Genomic DNA, 20,695 nt, shown 5'->3' on the forward strand with positions numbered 1-20,695 from the left:
CGCGCTCTGTTCTGTTCGGCCTGTGTTCATGGGTTCCGGGCTCGCTGCTGCGCAGCGCCCCGGAAAGACGATGTGGTTCCTTAGTTCAAAGTCTCACGCATCCACGTCGAAACTGACGCCCTGCGCCAGCGGCAGCGTGGTGCCGTAGTTCAGCGTATTCGTGGCACGGCGCATATAGGCCTTCCAGGCATCCGAGCCGGCTTCGCGGCCGCCGCCGGTTTCCTTCTCGCCACCGAAGGCGCCGCCGATCTCTGCGCCGGACGGGCCGATATTGACGTTGGCGATGCCGCAATCCGAACCCTCGTCGGAGACGAACAGCTCGGCTTCGCGCATGTTGAGCGTGAAGATCGAGGAGGACAGGCCGGCGCCGACCGCGTTCTGCAGCGAGATCGCTTCGTCGATCGACTTGTACTTCATCACATAGAGGATCGGGGCGAAGGTCTCGCGCTCGACTGGGCCGCACTGGCTGGGCATCTCGACCAGGGCGGGGCGGACATAGAAGCCGCCGGAGCCGACATCGACTCGTCCGCCGCCATGGACCTTGCCGCCCTCGGCCTTGGCCTCGGACAGCGCCTTCTGCATGCCCTGATAGGCGGCCTCGTCCACCAGCGGGCCGACCAGAACGCCGGCTTCGCGGGGATCGCCGATCTTCACGCTAGCGTAGACCTTGGCGAGCTTCGGCACGAGCTGGTCGTAGACGCTCTCATGCACGATCAGGCGACGCAGCGTGGTGCAGCGCTGGCCGGCAGTGCCCATCGCCGCGAAGGCGATGCCGCGCAGAGCGAGATCGAGATCGGCCGAAGGCGCGACGATCGCGGCATTGTTGCCTCCGAGCTCGAGGATGGCGCGGGCGAAACGGGCGGCGAGCTTTTGGCCGACCTCCTTGCCCATCCGGGTCGAGCCGGTGGCGGAGACGACGGGAACGCGATGGTCCTGGACCAGGATGTCGCCGATCTCGCGGCCGCCGATCAGGATTTCCGAGAGACCCACGGGAGCCTCGGGGCCGAAGCGCTTCATCGTCTTCAGGATGATCGCCTGCACGGCGAGCGCGGTCAGTGGGGTCTTCTCCGACGGCTTCCAGACGACGCTGTCGCCGCAGACGAAGGCGAGCGCCGCATTCCACGACCAGACCGCGACCGGGAAGTTGAAGGCCGAGATCACGCCGACCACGCCGATCGGGTGCCAGGTCTCCATCATGCGATGGTTCGGGCGCTCGGTCGCGATGGTCAGGCCGTAAAGCTGACGCGACAGGCCGACGGCGAAGTCGCAGATGTCGATCATCTCCTGGACCTCGCCGAGGCCCTCGGAGGTGACCTTGCCGGCTTCCAGCGTCACCAGCAGGCCGAGATCGGCCTTGTGCGTGCGCAGCTCCTCGCCGAGCAGGCGGACGAACTCGCCGCGCCGCGGCGCCGGCACCTTGCGCCAGGCGAGGTAAGCGGACTGGGCCCGGCCGATCGCGGCCTCGGCCTCGGCGGCGCTCGTCTCGCGCAGCGTCGCGACAGTCTCGCCGGTGATCGGCGAGCGGGCGCTGAGGCCGGCGCCGGCATAGGCGCTCTCAGGCACGCCGAGGCGCTTCAGCAAGGCGAGGGCGTCGTTCGGAAGGGAGGTCGTCATGGTGTTGATCCTGATCGCCAGCGAACCACAGCCCTCATTGCGAGGAGCGCTTCCAAAGGAAGCGCGTCTCGAAGGATGCTCCAGTCGACTGCAGTGATGCAGTCTGGAGCATCCGTCGAGACGCCGCTACGCGGCTCCTCAGGATGAGGGCTCGTATTGGGCTGCGAGCTGCAGCCCGGCATTCGACCGCACAATGCCCTCTTCCAGCCGCTCTCCGCAATCGATATGTTCTCACGACTTGATGAGTTGAGATCATGACCTCGGAGATCGTTCCCGGCCGTCTCTCGGTGCCCTCTCTCTCGGCGCTCGCCGCCTTCGAGGCGGCGGCGCGCCATGGCAGCTTCACCCGTGCCGCCGAGGAGCTCAACCTGACGCAGGGCGCCGTCAGTCGCCAGATCGCGCTGCTGGAGCAGAATCTCGGCCTGAAGCTGTTCGAGCGGGTGAAGAAGCGCGTTAGCCTGACGCCTGCCGGCGGCGCCTACGCCGCCGAGGTGCGCGACGGGCTTTCACGCCTGGCCGCCGCGACGCTGTCCGCCATGGCCTTCCGCGGCGGCGCCGGCCTGCTCCACCTCGCCATCCTGCCGACCTTCGGCACGCGCTGGCTGATCCCGCGCCTGCCGCGCTTCACCGAAGCTCATCCCGGCGTCACCATCAATTTCTCGACGAAACTGGTGCCGTTCGACTTCGCCCATGACGAGGCCGACGCCGCCATCCATTTCGGCCATCCGGTCTGGCCAGGGGCGCGGCTGCACCGCCTGATGGGCGAGGAAGTGGTGCCTGTTGCGGCGCCGGCGCTGGTGGCGCGGGCCGGCATCCGCGAGGCGGCCGATCTGCTGCGCCAGCCTTTGCTGCAGCAATCGACCCGACCCCGGGCCTGGGCCAACTGGCTGGAGCAGCAGGGCCTGCCGCCGGAGCGGGCGCTGATGGGGCCGCGCTTCGAGCAGTTCGCCATGGTGGCTCAGGCGGCGGTGGCGGGGCTCGGCGTCGCCATCGTGCCGCGCATCCTGGTCGAGGAGGAACTGCGCTCGGGCGCGCTGGTAATTCCAGTGGATCGGCCGGTGCGCGGGCCGGAGGGCTATTACCTCGTCTATCCCGAGGCCAAGGCGAGCCTGCCGGCGGTGGTCGCCTTCCGCGACTGGCTCGTCGGCGAATGTCAGGGCATGAACTAGGCTCTCGACAAGCGCTGGCCAACTCGTCATTCATGCGCTGAGATCACGAACCACCGCTTTGCGCAGGTCACTCATGTCTTCCGCTCCAGCCTCGGCCGACATCGTCATCGTCGGGGGCGCCGCGATCGGCTCCTCCGTCGCCTATCATCTCGCCAGCGATCCCGGCTTCAAGGGCAAGGTCATCGTCGTCGAGAAGGACCCGACCTACCGGCTCTCGGCCTCGGCGCTGTCGGCGGCCTCGATCCGCCAGCAATTCTCCAGCGCGGTGAACATCCGCGTCTCGCTCTTCGGCATCGCGTTTTTGCGCAATATCGGCCAGCATCTCTCGGTCGATGGCGAGGCGCCCTCGATCGATCTGCACGAGGGCGGCTATCTCTATGTCGCCGGCGGCGAAGGACGTAAGGTTCTTGAGCAGAATCAAAAGCTTCAGCAGCAGGAAGGCGCCGATATTGCGCTTTATGCTGCAGAGATGCTGCGCAGCAAATTCGGCTGGCTGAATACCTCGGATCTCCTCTGCGGCACCTATGGCGTCAGCGGCGAGGGTTGGTTCGACGGCTGGGCCCTGCTGCAGGCCTTCCGCAAGAAGGCGCGCGCGCTCGGCGTCGAATACCGCCAGGGCGAGGTCGCTGGTTACGTCGTCGAAGGCGGCCGCGTCACCGGCGTCGAGCTGGCCGATGGCAGCCGCATCGCCTGCGCCGCCGCGGTCAACGCGTCAGGTACCCATGGCGCCAGGCTCGCCGCGACCGCCGGCGTCGCCATCCCCGTGAAGTCGATGAAGCGCTATGTCTACAGCTTCACCTGCAAGGGCGAGGTCGATAATTGCCCGCTGCTGATCGACACCTCCGGCGCTTATGTCCGCCCCGAGGGCAAGCGCGGCAATGACGGCCAGATGTTCATCTGCGGTTCCTCGCCGCCGGCCGAGCTCGACCGCGAATGGGTCGAGACCGATGCCGATGTCGAGGATGTCGACTGGTCCTTCTTCGAGGAATATGTCTGGGCGCCGCTCGCTCATCGCGTGCCCGCTTTCGAGGCGATCAAGCCAGGCCGCGCCTGGGCCGGTCCCTATGACATGAACGGCCTCGACGGCAACGCGATCCTCGGCCCTGCCGTCGGCGTGCCCAATCTTTATCTCGCCAACGGCTTCTCGGGCCATGGCCTGCAGCAATCCCCGGCGGTCGGCCGCGGCCTCGCCGAGCACATCGTCAACGGCCGGTATTTGACGCTCGACCTTGCGGATCTCGGCCATGAGCGGATCGTCGCCGGCAGACCTCTGCGCGAGGCGAACATCATCTGAGGGGAGCACGCCCATGATCGACACGGCCTATGTCACGACCATGGCGCGCTATAATCGCTGGCAGAACCGCAGCCTGTACGAGGCGGCCGACACGCTCACCGACGAGGCGCGCCGGCATGACCGCGGCGCCTTCTTCCGCTCGATCCACGGCACCTTCTGTCATCTGCTCTGGGCCGACCAGACCTGGCTGTCGCGCTTCGCAGGGACGCCGAAGCCGGCTGTGCCCAACCGCCAATCTTCAACGATGATCGCAGATTGGCGGGAACTCAAGGCGGCACGCCGCGACTTCGACAAGACGATCCTGGGTTGGGCGGAGGACCTTTCGCCGGAGTGGCTCTCAGGGAACGTGACCTGGTTCTCGGGGGTGACCGGGAGCGAAATGACCATGCAGGCACCGATCCTGGTCATGCACTTCTTCAATCACCAGACCCATCATCGCGGCCAGGCCCACGCCATGCTGACGGCGGCGGGGGCGAAGCCCGATGATACCGACCTGATGCTGGTGGAGATGCGGGGATAGCGCGGGGAAACACTCTCCTGGAAGGAGAGGGGCGGGGTGAGGTGTCGGAGCGGAAACGTTTGCCTGAACTCAACCGCGCGGTCAGGCCTCGCGGAGCTGGTCGAACAGCCTACACCTCACCCTGCCCTCTCCTTCCAGGAGAGGGTTCCCCGCGGGTCACTGGTTTTTGCGAAGCGACCTTGCTGGGCCTTGATCGCCGTCGAACCTCTGGCTCTTCGTTTTCATCCCCGACATCATTCGGGATCGCCGCCGTCGCATGCTGGCTCAACCTCTGGAACAGGCCGAGCCCGACCAGTGCCGCCACGGCGACCAGCATCAGCAGGGAGGGAAACAGGATGTCGGCCGGCTTGTCGCGCGCGGCCTTCGTGATCAGCACCAGCGATTCCAGGCTGAGCGCGACGATGATGATCGTCATGAACTTGGTCAGCGACCCCCGCGCCTCCGCCGGCCGCCGCAGTTCCCGGTCGGCAACGACCTCCTCCTCGAACAGGAACTTTCCGACATCGGCGACGGCGACCGCGATGATCACCAGCCCGATCCCGTCGAGCATGGTGTCGAGTGCGCCTTCACCGGTCCAGAAGCCGGTGAAGGTCCTCGAGATCGCGACAGCCATCAGCAGGATCGAGGCCAGCAACAAGGCGCCGGCGATGGCCAAATAAAGCAGGCGGCTGAACAAGGTCATGAAGCATCTCCCCCCGAGATCGTGCGCCATTAAACCCGGCAGGCTGCGACTCGTTCCCGCCATCTCCTGTCAGAAGCGCCAGCTCAGGGATGGCCGCGATGCGGTTGCTGCATGAGCTGTGTCTTGCAGCTTTCGCCGGCAATGTCATGGTTCGCCAGCTCCAGGCTGGGGAATCCCATGATCGATACGACCAATCTCGTCACCTTCATCCTGCTCGCGCTCGGCATGGTGCTGACGCCCGGGCCGAACATGATCTACCTGATCTCGCGCTCGATCGCGCAGGGGCCGGCTTCCGGGCTGATCTCGCTCGGCGGCATCGCGCTCGGCTTCGTCTTCTATGTTGTCTGCGCCGCCTTCGGCATCACCGCGCTGCTCTTCGCGGTGCCGTTCGCCTATGACGCGCTGCGCCTCGCCGGCGCGGCCTATCTGCTCTGGCTCGCCTGGCAGGCGGTCCGGCCCGGCGGCAGCTCGCCCTTCCATGTGCGCGAGCTCAAGCATGACGGGCCGCGCAAGCTCTTCATGATGGGCTTCCTCACCAGTCTGCTGAACCCGAAGATCGCGATGTTCTACCTGGCGCTGCTGCCGCAGTTCATCGACCCTGCCGCGGGCAGCGTGCTGGCGCAGTCGATCATCCTCGGCTTCATCCAGATCAGCGTCTCGGTCAGCGTCAACGCGCTGATCACCTTCGCTGCCGGCGGCATCGCAATCTTCCTGCGCACGCGCCCGTTATGGGCGCTGGTGCAGCGCTGGCTGATGGCGACGATGCTGGCTGGTTTTGCCGTGCGCATGGCCACTGAAGCGCGCCGCTGACAACGATTTCTGAACCGCTAGCAAGGTTTGTGCATCGTACCGCCGGGTCGTTCGCGGCCCGGCGCGTCCGTCGCAGCACATGAGGCAGGAGTTTTCCATGAGTGTCGCCAATGGCCGGGCCCTGCTCGCCATGCCGGGCCCGACCAATGTGCCCGATCGCGTGCTGCAGGCGATGATGCGCCCGGCCGAGGAGCTTGCCTCGAAGACGATCGTCGACCTGACCGAGTCCCTGCTGGCCGATCTCAAGGCTATCTTCCGCACGGCGGGCGAAACGTTTCTCTACGCCGCCAATGGCCATGGCGGCTGGGAGGCGGCGCTGACCAATGTCCTCTCGCGCGGCGACAAGATCCTGGTACTGGCCAGCGGCCGCTTTGCCATCGGCTGGGGCGAGATGGCCAGGTTCATGGGCGCCGATGTCGAGGTGCTCGCCGGCTCCTGGCGCGCCGCGGTCGACCCGGCTGCGGTTGAAGCGCGCCTGCGCCGTGACACCGGTCACGAGATCAAGGCGGTGCTGACCGTCCAGATCGACACCGCTTCCGGCGTGGTTAATGATGTCCAGGCGATCCGCCGCGCCATCGACGCTGCCGGCCATTCGGCGCTTTACATGGTCGACGGTGTGGCCGCGCTCGGCTGCATGCCGTTCGAGATGGATGCCTTCGGCGTCGACGTCGCGATGTCGGCCTCGCAGAAGGGGCTGATGACCCCGCCCGGCCTCGCCTTCGTCGCCGCCAACGCCAAGGCGCTCCAGGCGCACCGGGAAGCGAACATGCGCACGCCCTATTGGGACTGGACCGCGCGCATGGACCCGCTGCTCTATATGAAGCATTGCGGCACGCCGCCCGAGCATCTGATGTTCGGGCTGCGCGCCGCGATCGACATGATCTTCGCCGAAGGGCTCGAAGCGGTCTGGCGGCGCCATGCCCTGCTGGCAGCCGCGACGCAGGCGGCGATGGCGAAATGGGCGGAAGGCCAGACGCTGAGCTTCAACGTCGTCGAGCCGTCGCAGCGCGCGTCGTCGGTCACCACCATCCTGGTCGACGGCGATCCCACTGCCATCACCGACTACGCCCAGCAGGTCTGTGGCGTGACGCTCGGCCTGGCCATCGGCGATCTCACTGGCAAGGCCTTCCGCATCGCCCATATGGGCCATGTCAACGCGCCGATGGTGCTCGGCAGCCTGAGCGCGGTCGAGATGGCCCTACAGGCGAAGAGCATCCCACATGGTGCGGGCGGCGTCGCGGCTGCGGTCACCTATCTCGGCGCCAATGCGCGCGAGATGGCAGCTTAGCCCCAGCCGCAAGAACAATGTCCACCGGCCCATATGCTTCGCCTATCGTCGCCGGAGCAGCTTGGCTAAGCTCCCGGCCCGACCAGACACGGAAAGCCGACCATGACCGACACGACGCAGGAAGAAGCCCGCATCCTCGCCTGGCTGAGCGATCGCAAGCAGGCGATGATCGATCTGCTGCGCGAGATGGTCGACACTGATTCCGGCTCCTACGACAAGGCCGGCGTCGACCGGGCCGGCCAGGTGCTGGCACGGTTCCACGAGGCGAACGGGCTTTCCGTCGAGATCGTGCCGGATGCCCGCTATGGCGATGCGGTCAAGGCGCACTTGCCCAACCCGACCGCGAACGACCAGCGTCCGGTCCTGCTGCTCGGTCATCGCGACACTGTCTTCCCCGAGGGCGAGCCGACCCGCCGGCCCTTCACCATTCGCGACGGCCGCGCCTATGGGCCGGGCGTCGCCGACATGAAGGCCGGGCTCGTGATCGAGGCCTTCGTCGCCGCCGCCTTCGCCGCAAATGGCGGCCTCAAGGCGCCTTTGATGATGCTGACCACCAGCGATGAGGAGATCGCCTCGCCGTCCTCGCGGCCGGTGATCGAGGCTGCCGCCCGCGAGTCGCGCTGCGTTTTCAACGCCGAGCCGAGCCGGCTGCCCACGGGAACGGAGTACAACCGCGATCACAAGCAGTCGATCACCTCCGGCCGCAAGGGCGGCGTCTTCATGCGCGCCGAGTTTACCGGCAAGGCGGCTCATTCCGGCGCGAATTACGAGAAGGGCGTCTCGGCCATCGTCGATCTCGGCCACAAGATCCCGCGCCTGCAGGGGCTGACCGACCTCGATGCCGGCATCACCGTCAATGTCGGGCTGATCGGCGGCGGCCAGACCGTCAATACAGTGGCGCCCTCCGCCGGGTGCGAGATCGACTTGCGCTACAAGACGGCGGCTCAGCGTGCGGAACTGGTCGAGGCGATCCGCGAGATCGTCGAGACGCCGGTGGTCGAGGGCTCTTCGGCCACGCTGATCATCAAGGGTGAATTCCACCCGCTGGAGCAGACGCCTGATTCGCTTTTGCTCTACGACACCTATCGCGAGGCCGCGGCAGGCTTGGGTATCGCGGTGACCGCCGAATACACCGGCGGCTGCGCCGATTCCGGCTTCACCGCAGCGCAGGGTTGCCCGACGCTCTGCAGCGTCGGCCCGGTCGGCGGCATGGCCCATACGCCGGACGAGTTCCTGGAGATCGAGAGCATCGTCCCTGCCGCGCAGACCCTGGCGCTGGCGGTGATGCGGACTGCGGCGCGGATGGAGTGACATACACGTCATGCTCGGGCTTGACCCGAGCATCTCGGGCCGGAGAGCGCGCTAGTCCGTCGCTTTCTCGTCATGAGATTCTCGGCTCTGCGCTTCGCTTCGGCCGAGAATGACGCCCCAGAAAGAAAAAGGGCGCCGCGTGAGCGGCGCCCTTCGCTTTTTGTGATCGAGAGGCGGATCAGTTTAGCGCCACACCGGCCGGCCGGCTCTCGCTCGCGGCGGTGAACTCGCCGAGCATCAGCCCGGCGGGGCCGACCGTGACCGGCACGGTCTCGCCGTCGCGGATCGCGCCCGAGAGCAAGAGCTCCGCCAGCGGGTCCTGCACCGATTTCTGGATCACGCGCTTCAGGGGGCGCGCGCCATAGGCGGGGTCGTAACCCTTCTCGGCCAGCCAGTCGCGCGCCTCCTCCGAGAGGTCGAGCGTGATCTTGCGGTCGACCAGTAGCTTGGCGAGCCGGGCCATCTGGATGTCGACGATCGCGCCCATGTCCGACCGCCGCAGGCGGTGGAACAGGATGATGTCGTCGATCCGGTTCAGGAACTCCGGCCGGAAGGCATGGCGGACAACGCCCATCACCTCGTCGCGCACCGCGTCGCTGTCCTGCCCTTCCGGCTGGTTCACCAGGAACTCCGAGCCGAGGTTGGAGGTCATGATGATCAGCACATTACGGAAATCGACCGTGCGGCCCTGGCCGTCGGTCAGGCGCCCGTCGTCGAGCACCTGCAGCAGGACGTTGAACACGTCCGGATGCGCCTTCTCGACCTCGTCGAACAGCACGACCTGATAGGGCCGGCGCCGGACCGCTTCGGTCAGCGCGCCGCCTTCCTCATAGCCGACATAGCCGGGAGGCGCGCCGATCAGCCGGCTGACCGAGTGCTTCTCCATATATTCGGACATGTCGAGCCGGACCATCGCCGTCTCGTCGTCGAACAGGAACGCCGCCAGAGCCTTGGTCAGCTCAGTCTTGCCGACGCCGGTGGGCCCGAGGAACATGAACGAGCCGATCGGCCGGTTCGGGTCCTGAAGGCCGGCGCGCGCGCGCCTGACCGCCTTGGAGACGGCCTCGACCGCCTCCGCCTGGCCGACGACACGCTGGCTGAGGCTCTGCTCCATGTGCAGGAGCTTCTCCTTCTCACCTTCCAGCATCCTGTCGACCGGCACGCCGGTCCAGCGGCTGACCACCTGCGCGACATGGTCCGGCGTCACGGCTTCCTCGACCATGCCGGAGGTGTCGCCCTTAGCCTCGATCTCGGAAAGCTGCTTCTCGAGCTGCGGGATCTCGCCATAGGCGAGCTCGCCGGCGCGCTGGTACTCGCCCTTCCGCTGCGCCTGGGCGAGCTCGTTGCGGGCGTTGTCGAGCTTGGTCTTGATCTCCGCCGCCTGGCCGAGCTTGTCTTTCTCGGCCTTCCAGGTCGCGGTGATCGCGGCCGAGCGGGTTTCAAGATCGCTGAGCTCGCCTTCGAGACGCCGCAGCCGCTCCTTCGAGCCGGCATCGTTCTCTTTCTTCAGCGCCTCCTGCTCGATCTTCAGCCGGACGATCTCGCGGTCGATCGAGTCGAGCTCCTCGGGCTTGGAATCGACCTGCATGCGCAGGCGTGCCGAGGCCTCGTCGACGAGGTCGATCGCCTTGTCGGGCAGGAAACGGTCGGTGATGTAGCGGTTCGACAGGGTCGCGGCCGAGACCAGCGCCGAGTCGGTGATGCGCACGCGGTGATGCTGCTCGTACTTCTCCTTCAGGCCGCGCAGGATCGAGATCGTGTCCTCGACCGTCGGCTCGTCGACGAAGACGGGCTGGAAGCGCCGCGCCAGCGCCGCATCCTTCTCGACATATTTGCGGTACTCGTCGAGCGTGGTCGCACCGACGCAGTGCAGCTCGCCGCGGGAGAGAGCAGGCTTCAGCAGGTTGGACGCATCCATCGCGCCGTCGGTCTTGCCGGCGCCGACCAAAGTGTGCATCTCGTCGATGAACAGAATGACCCCGCCCGCCGCGGCCGAGACCTCGGAAAGCACGGCCTTCAGCCGCTCCTCGAACTCGCCGCGATATTTCGCGCCGGCGATCAGCGCGCCCATGTCGAGAGCGAGCAGTTCCTTGTCCTTCAGGCTCTCAGGGACGTCGCCATTGACGATGCGCAGCGCCAGGCCCTCGGCGATCGCGGTCTTGCCGACGCCGGGCTCGCCGATCAGCACCGGATTGTTCTTGGTGCGGCGGCTCAGCACCTGGATGGTGCGGCGGATTTCCTCGTCGCGGCCGATGACGGGATCGAGCTTGCCCTCGCGCGCCGCGGCGGTGAGGTCGCGAGCATACTTCTTCAGCGCGTCATAGCCCTGCTCGGCCGAGGCGGAATCGGCGGTGCGGCCCTTGCGGATTGCCTCGATCGCGGCATTGAGGCCCTGCGGCGTGACGCCGGCCTTGGCCAGGATCTTACCGGCCTCATTGTCCTTCTCGATTGCCAGCGCGAGCAGCAGCCGCTCGACCGTGACGAAGCTGTCGCCGGCCTTCTCCGCCGCCTTCTCGGCAGTATCGAAGACGCGCGCCAGCGCAGGGGTCAAATGCAGGCTCGATGCGCCGGCACCGCTCACCTTGGGGAGCTTGGAAAGTGCCGCGTCGACCAGCTGTTTGGCCTGCCGCGACTGTCCGCCGGCGCGGTCGATTAGACCGGCCGCCATGCCTTCGCTGTCGTCGAGCAGTGCTTTCAGCACATGCTCGGGCGTGAATTGCTGATGGCCCTCGCGCATCGCGATCGTCTGAGCGGCCTGGAGGAAACCCTTTGCCCGGTCGGTATACTTCTCAATGTTCATTCAACTGCCTCCGCACGCCAGTCGCGCCCCGAAGCGGCGGAGCCGGCTGCTTTTCGATGGGATAGGGCCCCCGATGGGCAGCCCCTCGTCCTCAAAGATAGTGTTGCTTTCGCGCAACGTAAGGGGCGGGAGGCAGCTTTGACATTGACGATCGTCAAGGTCCGCGCCCAGCCTGCGGTCATGGTCGGCACGAAGCGGCAACAGGCGATTCGAAAGGCGTTGCGGGCGCTCGTGCCCGGCATCCCGCTGCTCGACGCCGAGACGGTGCTTGCGCTGGCCGGACGGGCGCAAATGCGGGCGCTGCCGCCCTCGACCGCGCTCTGGCTCGCGCTCGGCAGTCATGTTCGGCACAGCCATACGGATTATGATCGCCTGCTCGCCGAGGGCTATGAGCGCGACGCCGCGCGCTACTTCGTGGCCGACGCGATCGACGACGTGCTCTCCGCTTGGGGCTGCCAGCGCTCGATTCTCGATGAGGAGGGCGTTGAGGAAGGCGCGGAGCAGCCGCATTGATCGGATCGATGGAATCCTTTCATCGGCCGTGACAGTCCTTGCTGTGGCGTCCTGGCGCTTGGCGTGGCAGTTTCCGGCGCCTCGCAATCGGAAGGACAGGGCCCATGCGCGTCGCCTCGCTGTATCGCTATCCAGTGAAGGGCCTGTCGCCCGAGCGCCTGAGCCGGACCGAATTGCCGACCGGCGGCTATGTCCCCGGCGACCGACTCTTCGCCATCGAGAATGGCCCTTCCGGCTTCGATCCGGCCGAGCCGGTGCATCAGCCCAAGATCAAATACCTGATGCTGATGCGCAACGAGGCGCTTGCGCGTCTGCGCACGCGTTACGACGATGACAGTCGTGACCTCGTCATTGGTTATGACGATGTCGAGACCAGGTTCGCCATAGCAACCGCAGCGGGCCGGGAGCAACTCTCCGCCTTCTTCAAGGCCTTCATGCCGGATGAACTGCGCGGCGAGCCACGCCTGCTGGCGGCGCCGCTGGGCTATCGCTTCACCGATTCACGCTCGGGCTTCGTCTCGATCATCAATCTCGCCAGCGTCGCCGACCTGGAGACGCGGCTCGGCGTTCCCGTCGATCCCTTGCGCTTCCGCGGCAATGTCATGGTCGAGGGCCTGCCGGCCTGGGCCGAGCTCGATCTGGTCGACCGCGAACTCGTCGCGCCGTCGGGCCTGCGACTCCAGGTGATCAAGCGGATCGAGCGCTGCGCCGCCACCAATGTCGATCCGGTGACCGGTATCCGCGACCTGCAAATCCCGAAGGCGCTGATGAAGGGCTACGGCCATGTCGATTGCGGCATCTATTGCCGGATCGTCGCCGGGGGGACACTCGGCGAGGGCGAGCGGTTGACCCTGGTCGAGGCCAGTGAACCGGCAGCCCTCGGTGTCGCCTGAAAAGCGAAAGGGCCCTGGCGGGGCCCTTTCCATTGTTCCATCACGTTGGCCAGATCACTCGGCCGGGGTCTCGCCGCCTTCGCCGCCGAGAGCGTCCATCACCTCGCGCGGCGAACGCCGCCGGGCCGTCCGGCGCTTCGGCTTCTCGCTGGCCTCGGGTGCGGCCTCTGCACCATCTGCGTCCGCCGGAGCGGCGGCTGTCGGCGGGGCGGCGACCGGAGCCTCGGTCTCCTCGGCGATCGCGATCGGCACACGGGTCGGCGTGGTCAGGAAGGCCGGCAGCCCGGCCGGAGCGTCCTGCTCCTCGTTGCTGTTGCTGGCGCGGGCCTCGTCACGATCGCGGTCGCGGCGCGACGGACGCTCGCCGCGCGGCGGCCTGTCGGGGCGTTCCTGGCGTTCCGGCCGATCGAAGCGGCGCTCGCCCTGGCTCTGGACCGGCGCGATGTCCGGTTGCTCGGCGCCGGGCTGGGCCTCCGGGCGCGGCATATAGGAACCGTTCTGGCCCTCGTTCCGATCGAAGCGGCGCTCGCCGCGATCCTGGCGATCACCGCGGTCCTGACGCTCGCCCCGATCCTGGCGGTCATTGCGGTCGAAGCGGCGCTGGCCGTTGCGATCGAGATTGCGGTCCTGCCGGTCCTGGCGATGCGGCCGGTCGAAGCGCTGGCCATTGTTCTGGCCGCCTTCGCCGTCCTCTGACTGGCCGCCATGGCCATTCACGCCGTTGTGCTGGCGCTCGCCCTGGGGCTGTCCGCCTTGGAAGCTGGCGTCCTCCTCGCCCTCCTCCTCGAGCTCGTCGGCATCTTCGACGAAGGCGCGATTCGGCTGGAAGGTGTGTCCGAACTGCTGGGTCATCTGCTCCTGCGCAGCGAGCAGGATGCGATAGTAGTGCTCGGCGTGCTGGAAATAGTTCTCGGCCGCAACCGGATCGCCCGAAGACTGGGCGTCGCGAGCGAGCTGCAGGTATTTCTCTGCGACATGCTGCGCTGTACCCCGGACCTTCACGTCCGGACCGTTCGACTCGTAGCTCCGCTGCAGCGGGTTGGGAGATTTCCGGTTGCCATTATTGTTGTTGTTATTGTTGCTACGGCCGCGCATGCGCCGGTTCTGACCTGGTCTCATTCGCGTCTGTCTCGCGTTGTGTTCATTCTAAGCAACCTTGAGGTCGTCATGCACGCCGTATCGCGCGGCGGGTTGCGGCGCCGCGCGTAAGAAATTCGACCTGGAAGGGCTCTGCGCCGGTATGGGTCTTCACGCGCTCTTTCCAATGGAGCCTCGCCGGCTCCTCCTCCGAACGGCTGTCTCGCACAGTCGGAGCCTCGGTCTCGCAATGTCAGTAACGTCGAGTCTGGCAGTGATCCGAGGGTTCGGCCCGCTCTGCGGAACCTGGCCAAAGGTTATGTGCTGTCGACACTGTCTTCAAGACCATGCGTGCATAGCTGGTTTTGCGGCTTCTTCCAAGCAAATTCGCGCAGCTGGCTGTGCAGCGTTCAAGGAGCGTGCCCGAAGACGAGGGCGCGAACGTGGCCGCCGAGGTCGCGGCGCGAGTCGAGATGGTTGAGTCCGGCCTGCCTCATCAGCGCGACGACCGCCTCTTCCTGTCCGGCGCCGATCTCCAGGATGGCGAGGCCCCCTGGCTTCAGGCGGCGGGGCAGGGCGGCAGCGAGCGCGCGATAGGCGTCGAGCCCGTCCGGCCCGCCATCGAGGGCCAGAAGCGGGTCATGCTCGCGCACGTTTTGGTCGAGGCCGGCGATTTCGGCGCTGCCGATATAGGGCGGATTCGACAGAATCAGGTCGAAACACTCGTCGATCCCGGCAGTCCAGTTGCCCTGGTGGAACGCAGCCCGTTCGGCGACGCCATTGCGCGCGGCGTTGCCGGTTGCGGTCGCGATCGCGTCGGGCGCAAGGTCGACGCCGACGCCGCTCGCGTGCGGAAACTCGCGCAGCGTCGCGACCAGCAGGCAGCCCGTGCCGGTGCCGAGATCGAGCATGCGCAGTTCGTCGTGCCGGCGCGAGGCGAAATGGCCGAGCGCCGCCTCGATCAGGGTTTCGCTGTCCGGCCGGGGCTCCAGCGTTCCCGGCGAAAGCGAAAAGCTCAGGCCCCAGAACTCGCGAGCGCCGAGGATGCGCCAGAGCGGCTCGCCGGCGAGGCGTCGTGCGAGCGCATCGTTCAGCCTGATGGCGGCAGCCCCGTCGATCGGATCGCTGCCGCCTGCGAGGTCCTCGATCAGGATGCGGGCCTCGAAGGTGAAATCGGCGACGCCGGCACGCTTCAGCGCCAGCGCGATCGCCTTGCGGGCGGCCGATGCAGCTTCGCCCGCTGCCGGTAAGGCAACGGGCGTGATCGTATCGATTGGTCGGTCCGTGCCGGTCAAACGTGTCCTTGGCCCGGCACGCGGCCGGTCAGTTGCCCTGCATGCCTTCCTGGACGCAGGCGTTGATCTTGATCCGCAGCGCGGACTTGCTCTCCTTAGCGCCGCGGAACTGACGCTGACAATCACGCCGCGCTTGCGATTCGGTCTTGGCCTTCTGCAACGTGGCGGGCTGGCCGCTCAGGATCTTCTTGGCGGTCCGCTCCTGGGCCCCCGCGGAGACCGGCACGAAGGCGACGGCGGCGGCAAGGGCGATGGCGCTGAACAGGACTTTCATCTCTCTATCCTCCCCAGAAAAACGGTCGGTGCGTTCAGAACGCGCGAGAGAGGCGAAGGTTTCACACGCTGCCTTGCTCGGTAAGCAGCTCGGCCTGGCGCTGCGCTGTCAGCGCGTCGATGATCTCGTCGAGCACCAGGCCCTGCATCATCTCGTCGAGCTTGTAGAGCGTCAGATTGATGCGGTGGTCGGTGACGCGCCCCTGCGGGAAGTTGTAGGTACGGATGCGCTCGGAGCGGTCGCCGGAGCCGACCTGCGAGCGCCGGTCGGCCGAGCGCTCGGCATCGGCCCGGCTGCGCTCCATGTCGTAGAGCTTCGCCCGCATCAGCTCGTAGGCGCGTGCCTTGTTCTTGTGCTGCGAGCGCTCGTCCTGAACCAGCACCACGATCCCGGTCGGGATATGGGTCAGGCGCACCGCCGACTCGGTCTTGTTGACGTGCTGGCCGCCGGCGCCTTGGGCCCGCATCGTGTCGATGCGCAGATCCTTCTCGTCGAGCGCGATGTCGACCTCGCCGGCGAGCGGCAGCATGGCGACGGTCGCCGCCGAGGTGTGGATGCGCCCGCTCGCCTCGGTGTCGGGCACGCGCTGCACCCGGTGCACCCCGGATTCGTATTTGAGTTTGGCATAGACGCCCTTGCCGGCGATCTCCGCGATGACCTCCTTGAAGCCGCCGACGGTGCCCTCGCTCTCGGTCAGGATCTCGACGCTCCAGCCCTTGCCGGCAGCATAACGCTGATACATCCGCAAGAGATCGCCGGCGAAGAGCGAGGCTTCGTCGCCACCGGTGCCGGCGCGGATTTCGAGGATGACGCCGCGCTCGTCGGCCGCGTCCTTGGGCAGCAGCGCGATCAGGATCTCTCTCGCGCGCTCTTCGATTTCGGCCCTGGCCGCATCGCGCTCCTCATAGGCGAGGTCGCGCATCTCGGCATCGGTGGCGGGGTCGTCGATCAGCGCCAGCGCCTCTTCCAGCCCGTTCTGTGCCTTGCGCCAGGCCGCGATCGCCGCGACCACCGGATCGAGCTCGGCCAGCTCCTTCGACAATTCGACGACGCGGGCCGCCTCGGTCGCATGATTGATGGCGTCGCTCGCCGCGGCATGGCGGGCGACGATCGAGTCGAGACGGTCTTGCGGGAGCTGGAGCGACATGATGCGGAAACGATCTTGAACGAAAAGGGGAGGCGTGCGCGGATGACGGGAGAAGCGTCGCTAGACCGGCACTTTCATCTCGGCGGCGAGCGCGGCGAGGAGCGGGCGCAGGCTTGCGGCGCCGTCGGAGGAGCCGAGCCAGGCATCGAGCCGCTGGCGCGCCTTGCCGGCGTCGAGCGCGCGCAGCATTGCCTTGACCGGGCCGATCGAGGCCGACGACATCGAGAAGGAGCGATAGCCGAGCGCAATCAGCGCCAGAGTCTCGATCGGCTTGCCGCCCATCTCGCCGCAGACGGTGACCGGGCAGTCGGCCTTGGCGGCTTCGTCGACGATGTTGCGCAGAGCGCGCAGACCCGCCGCGCTCAAGGGGTCGAAGCGGTCGGAGACGCGCTTGTTCTCACGGTCGGCCGCGAACAGGAACTGCATCAGATCGTTGGTGCCGACCGAGAGGAAATCGGCTTCGCGCGCGATCTCCGGCAGTTCGAACAGCAGCGACGGCACCTCGACCATGACGCCGAGCTTCAGGCTCGCCGGCGCCGGGCGGCCGTCGCGCTCCAGCATGGCGAGCTCCCGCCGCACCAGCATGCGGGCGCGCAGGAACTCGTTCACGGTTGCCACCATCGGCAGCATGATCTTCATGTCGCAACCGGCGCCGGCGCGCAGCAGCGCCCGCACCTGGGCGCGCAGCAGTCGCGGCCGGTCGAGCCCGATGCGGATGGCGCGCCAGCCGAGTGCGGGGTTCTCTTCCTCCAGCCGCTCCATATAGGGCAGCACCTTGTCGCCGCCGATATCGAGCGTCCGGAACGTCACCGGCCGGCCGTTCGCGACCTTGAGCACCGCATCGTAGAGCGCCTGCTGCTCGGCCGTGGTCGGCATGTGCTGCGCCACCATGAACTGCAGCTCGGTGCGGAAGAGGCCGACGCCCGAGGCGTTGGTCTCCTCCAGATTGGCCATATCGACCAGCAGGCCGGCATTGATCTGCAGCTGGATCTCGACGCCGTCCTTGGTCACAGCCGGCTGCGTCTTGAGCTTGCGGTACTGCTCCTGCTTGCGGGCGCGCAGGCGGGCCTTGTCCTTGTAGGCGTTCTCGACGTCCGGCTGCGGCCTGATCTGCACCTCGCCGGCCTGGCCGTCGACGATGACGGCGTCGCCCGCCTGGATCAGCGCGGTGGCATTGGCGATCTCGCCGACCGCGGGAATGCCGAGCGCCCGGGCCACGATGGCGATATGACTGGTCGGGCCGCCTTCCTCGAGGACGACGCCGCGCAGATGCCGGCGATCATAGTCGAGCAGCGCCGCCGGCCCCATCGAGCGCGCGATCAGGATCGCGTTCTCCGGCAGATCCTCGCGGGTGACGCCGTTCGACTTGCCGACCAGCGTGCGCAGCAAACGGTTGGCGAGATCGTCGAGGTCGTGCAGGCGCTCGCGCAGATAAGGATCGGTCTGGCGCAGCATCTTGGCGCGGGTGTCCGACTGGACGCGCTCGACCGCGGCCTCGGCGGTGAGGCCGGTCATCACCACCTCGCGCATGCGCCTGAGCCAGCCCTGGTCGTGGGCGAACATGCGGAAGGTTTCGAGCACGTCGCGGTGCTCGCCGGTATGGGCGACGTCGCCGCGCTCGATCAGCTCGTCGATGGCGAGCCGCATCGTCGCGATCGCGGCCTCCAGCCGCTGCACCTCGCGGCCGGGATCCTCGGCGATCAGGTTGGTGATCGCGACGCGCGGCTCGTGCAGCACGGCATGGCCGAGGCCGACGCCGTCGGCGAGGGTGGTGCCGATGCTGTGGATGGGACGGTCGAGGCCGATGGTGGCGCCGGGCTTCGACAGGGCCTTGAGACCGCCGGCTGCGATCATCTCGGCCATGATCATGGCCGTGGTCTGCAGCGACTCGACCTCGTCCTCGCTGTAGAGTCGCGAGGCGCGGTTCTGCACGACCAGCACGCCCATCACCGCGCCGCCGCGCAAGATCGGCACGCCGAGGAAGGAGCGGTAGATTTCTTCGCCGGTTTCCGGCCGATAGGAGAAGGCCGGATGCGACTGCGCGTCGGAGAGCGCGAGCGGCTCCGCCTCGCTGGCGATCAGGCCGACCAAGCCCTCGCCGGCGCGCATCGTGGTGAGGTGGACGGCCTCGCGATTGAGGCCTTCGGTGGCGTAGAGTTCGAGCGAGCCGTCTTCACGCAGGACATAGACCGAGCAGACCTCGGCCACGAGGTTGCCGGCGATCACGACGACGAGCCGGTCGAGCCGCTCCTGCGGACTGACCGGCGCCGCCATCACCTCGCGGAGACGGCGCAGGAGCACGCCCGATCCCCCGAGTGCGCCTCGCATCAAGAAAGCCCTCCGCCCGCCTCCACGGCCATGTCAGCCGAATATCCCCAGCAGACCTGACACCGCAACCGCTGAGTCGCAAGCGCGAGCCGGGTTCTGCCGCCCCTTGGCGACGTGCTTCTAGCCAGCGGAGGGAGCGTTCGGCAAGGGCTTAGCGTTTGCCGTTTCGCCCTTGCCACGCGTCGACAGTGAGGAGCGGGCAGGCATATTGGGGCGTGCGGAGCCGGCGTTCGCGCCCGATCTGCGTGTGGTGCGCGGTGTCTTGGGCCGCCCCGGCGGCACGATGTCGCCGCTGGGGATATCTAGGCCCGAGAGCGCGGCGAGATAGCGCGACGTCCACCAGTCGATGTCGGTCGAGGAGATCGTCGCGTAGAGTCGCTCGAAGCGGCGCCGTCGCTCCGATAGAGGCATGGCCAGCGCGGTCCTGATCGCCTCGGCCACCTCATGAGTGTCGAACGGGTTGACGATCAGCGCCTCGCCGAGCTGTTGCGCAGCGCCGGCGAAGCGCGACAGCACCAGCACGCCCGGGTCGTCGGGGTTCTGCGCGGCGACATATTCCTTGGCGACGAGGTTCATGCCGTCGCGCATCGGCGTCACCAGCCCGACCTGGGCGCGCCGGTAGAGGCCGGCGAGCGCACTGCGGGAATAGGCTTTCTTCACCATGCGGATCGGTGTCCAGTCGAACTCGCCGAGCGCGGCGTTGAGCCTGCCGGCGACCTCGTCCGACATCCGGTCGAGCTCGGCATATTCGGGCACGTCGCTGCGCGAGGGGGGCGCGATCTGCAGCAGGCCGACCTCGCCGCGATGCTCCGGGTGATTGCGCAGGAAGGTGCCGAAAGCTTCGAGCCGCTGGACGATGCCCTTGGAATAGTCGAGCCGGTCGACGCCGATCACCAGCTTGCGGCTACCGAGCGGTGCGGTGGTTGCACGCACCGGCTGGGTCGCCGCCCGGACGGAGGCGACGGAGAGCTTGCGGAAGCCCTCGACATCGATGCCGATCGGGAAGGCTTGCACCACGGCCTCGCGCTGGCCGGCCTTGACCCGGTTGCCGTCGCGACGCGCCCCGCAGAGCGCCACCAGCCCGCCGACCAGATTGGCGACGTCGTTCTGCGTCTGCAGGCCAATCAGATCGTAGGCCGTCATCGTGCTGATCAGCGTCGCCGAGAAGGGCAGGGCGCTGAACACATCGGCCGGCGGCCAGGGGATGTGATGGAAATAGCCGATCCGATTGGTGACGCCGCGCCGGCGCAGTTCGGCTGCGAGCGGGATGAGATGGTAGTCGTGGATCCAGATGACGTCGTCGGGCTTGAGCAGCGGGATCAGCAGCCGGGCGAAGCGGCGGTTGACGCCGAGATAGCCGGCATAGTCGGCGCGATTGAACTCGGTCAGGCCAAGCCGGTAATGCATCAGCGGCCAGAGTGCCCGATTGGCGAAGCCGAGATAATAGCTCTGCCGCTCGGCTTCGGTCAGGTCGGTGACCGCGTAGCTGACCTTGCCATGCCGCACAGGTTCGACACTGGTCGCCGGCTCCGCCGTCGTCGCGCCGCTCCAGCCGAACCAGAGGCCGCCATGCTGTTCGAGGGCCGAGCGCAGCGCGACCGCCAATCCACCTGCCGCCACCTTTTCGCCCCGATCGGGCATGGTGACGCGGTTGGACACGACGACAAGACGCATGATGCC

The 20,695-nt window shown here is 67.2% G+C and carries 17 protein-coding genes; 8 read left to right on the plus strand and 9 right to left on the minus strand.

From position 1 onward, the window contains the following. Positions 1-93 precede the first annotated feature (93 nt). A complete protein-coding gene (gene amaB / locus ACFPOB_RS12215) occupies positions 94-1,614 on the minus strand; it encodes an L-piperidine-6-carboxylate dehydrogenase (RefSeq protein WP_377798654.1) in 1,521 nt (506 codons plus the stop codon). 254 nt (positions 1,615-1,868) lie between these two features. Here amaB and ACFPOB_RS12220 point away from each other — a divergent pair, with 254 nt between their 5' ends. The 3 genes from ACFPOB_RS12220 (at position 1,869) to ACFPOB_RS12230 (ending at position 4,597) form a co-directional block, all read left to right on the plus strand. Then, complete coding sequence (locus ACFPOB_RS12220; protein ID WP_377798656.1) at positions 1,869-2,783, plus strand: LysR family transcriptional regulator; 915 nt, start codon at positions 1,869-1,871, stop codon at positions 2,781-2,783. 73 nt (positions 2,784-2,856) lie between these two features. Beyond that, entirely contained in the window at positions 2,857-4,077 is a 1,221-nt protein-coding gene (locus tag ACFPOB_RS12225; protein WP_377798658.1) for an NAD(P)/FAD-dependent oxidoreductase, read from the plus strand. A 13-nt stretch (positions 4,078-4,090) separates the two neighbouring features. Continuing rightward, complete coding sequence (locus ACFPOB_RS12230) at positions 4,091-4,597, plus strand: DinB family protein (RefSeq protein WP_377798659.1); 507 nt, start codon at positions 4,091-4,093, stop codon at positions 4,595-4,597. Positions 4,598-4,706: 109 nt separating this feature from the next. Here ACFPOB_RS12230 and ACFPOB_RS12235 read toward each other — a convergent pair whose 3' ends face one another. Continuing rightward, the gene (locus ACFPOB_RS12235; RefSeq protein WP_377798660.1) at positions 4,707-5,273 is read right to left on the minus strand and encodes a GNAT family acetyltransferase; all 567 of its coding nucleotides are present in this window, start codon (positions 5,271-5,273) and stop codon (positions 4,707-4,709) included. Positions 5,274-5,456: 183 nt separating this feature from the next. Here ACFPOB_RS12235 and ACFPOB_RS12240 point away from each other — a divergent pair, with 183 nt between their 5' ends. The 3 genes from ACFPOB_RS12240 to ACFPOB_RS12250 all read left to right on the plus strand — a co-directional run bounded on the left by ACFPOB_RS12240 (position 5,457) and on the right by ACFPOB_RS12250 (position 8,688). Beyond that, complete coding sequence (locus ACFPOB_RS12240) at positions 5,457-6,089, plus strand: LysE family translocator (protein ID WP_377798661.1); 633 nt, start codon at positions 5,457-5,459, stop codon at positions 6,087-6,089. Between the two features lie 97 nt (positions 6,090-6,186). Next, positions 6,187-7,377 carry a pyridoxal-phosphate-dependent aminotransferase family protein gene (locus ACFPOB_RS12245; RefSeq protein WP_377798662.1) on the plus strand — a complete coding sequence of 397 codons (1,191 nt, stop codon included), beginning with the start codon at positions 6,187-6,189 and terminating at the stop codon, positions 7,375-7,377. Positions 7,378-7,479: 102 nt separating this feature from the next. Then, a complete protein-coding gene (locus ACFPOB_RS12250; RefSeq protein ID WP_377798663.1) occupies positions 7,480-8,688 on the plus strand; it encodes a M20 family metallopeptidase in 1,209 nt (402 codons plus the stop codon). Positions 8,689-8,866: 178 nt separating this feature from the next. Here ACFPOB_RS12250 and clpB read toward each other — a convergent pair whose 3' ends face one another. Then, positions 8,867-11,488 (minus strand): ATP-dependent chaperone ClpB, encoded by a 2,622-nt coding sequence (gene clpB, locus ACFPOB_RS12255; RefSeq protein ID WP_377798665.1) that lies wholly within the window; start codon positions 11,486-11,488, stop codon positions 8,867-8,869. Between the two features lie 138 nt (positions 11,489-11,626). On the opposite strand from clpB, the gene ACFPOB_RS12260 reads away from it, so the two are divergent. Both ACFPOB_RS12260 and ACFPOB_RS12265 read left to right on the plus strand, forming a co-directional pair. Continuing rightward, on the plus strand, positions 11,627-12,001 hold the full coding sequence (locus tag ACFPOB_RS12260; protein WP_377798667.1) for a DUF2293 domain-containing protein: 375 nt from the start codon (positions 11,627-11,629) through the stop codon (positions 11,999-12,001). Positions 12,002-12,105: 104 nt separating this feature from the next. After that, positions 12,106-12,894 (plus strand): MOSC domain-containing protein, encoded by a 789-nt coding sequence (locus ACFPOB_RS12265; RefSeq protein ID WP_377798668.1) that lies wholly within the window; start codon positions 12,106-12,108, stop codon positions 12,892-12,894. A gap of 54 nt (positions 12,895-12,948) precedes the next feature. On the opposite strand, the gene ACFPOB_RS12270 is transcribed toward ACFPOB_RS12265, so the two are convergent. From ACFPOB_RS12270 to ACFPOB_RS12295, 6 genes are all read right to left on the minus strand, one after another. After that, a complete protein-coding gene (locus ACFPOB_RS12270; RefSeq protein WP_377798669.1) occupies positions 12,949-13,989 on the minus strand; it encodes a DUF4167 domain-containing protein in 1,041 nt (346 codons plus the stop codon). A gap of 392 nt (positions 13,990-14,381) precedes the next feature. Then, complete coding sequence (gene prmC, locus ACFPOB_RS12275) at positions 14,382-15,266, minus strand: peptide chain release factor N(5)-glutamine methyltransferase (protein ID WP_377798670.1); 885 nt, start codon at positions 15,264-15,266, stop codon at positions 14,382-14,384. Between the two features lie 28 nt (positions 15,267-15,294). Next, complete coding sequence (locus ACFPOB_RS12280; RefSeq protein ID WP_377798671.1) at positions 15,295-15,540, minus strand: hypothetical protein; 246 nt, start codon at positions 15,538-15,540, stop codon at positions 15,295-15,297. 61 nt (positions 15,541-15,601) lie between these two features. After that, on the minus strand, positions 15,602-16,687 hold the full coding sequence (gene prfA / locus ACFPOB_RS12285; protein WP_377798672.1) for a peptide chain release factor 1: 1,086 nt from the start codon (positions 16,685-16,687) through the stop codon (positions 15,602-15,604). A gap of 60 nt (positions 16,688-16,747) precedes the next feature. Next, positions 16,748-19,015 (minus strand): phosphoenolpyruvate--protein phosphotransferase, encoded by a 2,268-nt coding sequence (gene ptsP, locus ACFPOB_RS12290; RefSeq protein ID WP_377798674.1) that lies wholly within the window; start codon positions 19,013-19,015, stop codon positions 16,748-16,750. 120 nt (positions 19,016-19,135) lie between these two features. Next, a complete protein-coding gene (locus ACFPOB_RS12295) occupies positions 19,136-20,692 on the minus strand; it encodes an alpha,alpha-trehalose-phosphate synthase (UDP-forming) (protein ID WP_377798748.1) in 1,557 nt (518 codons plus the stop codon). Between the last annotated feature and the right edge of the window lie 3 nt (positions 20,693-20,695).

It is taken from the genome of Allobosea eneae (assembly GCF_042657265.1).
Lineage (GTDB): Bacteria > Pseudomonadota > Alphaproteobacteria > Rhizobiales > Beijerinckiaceae > Allobosea > Allobosea eneae.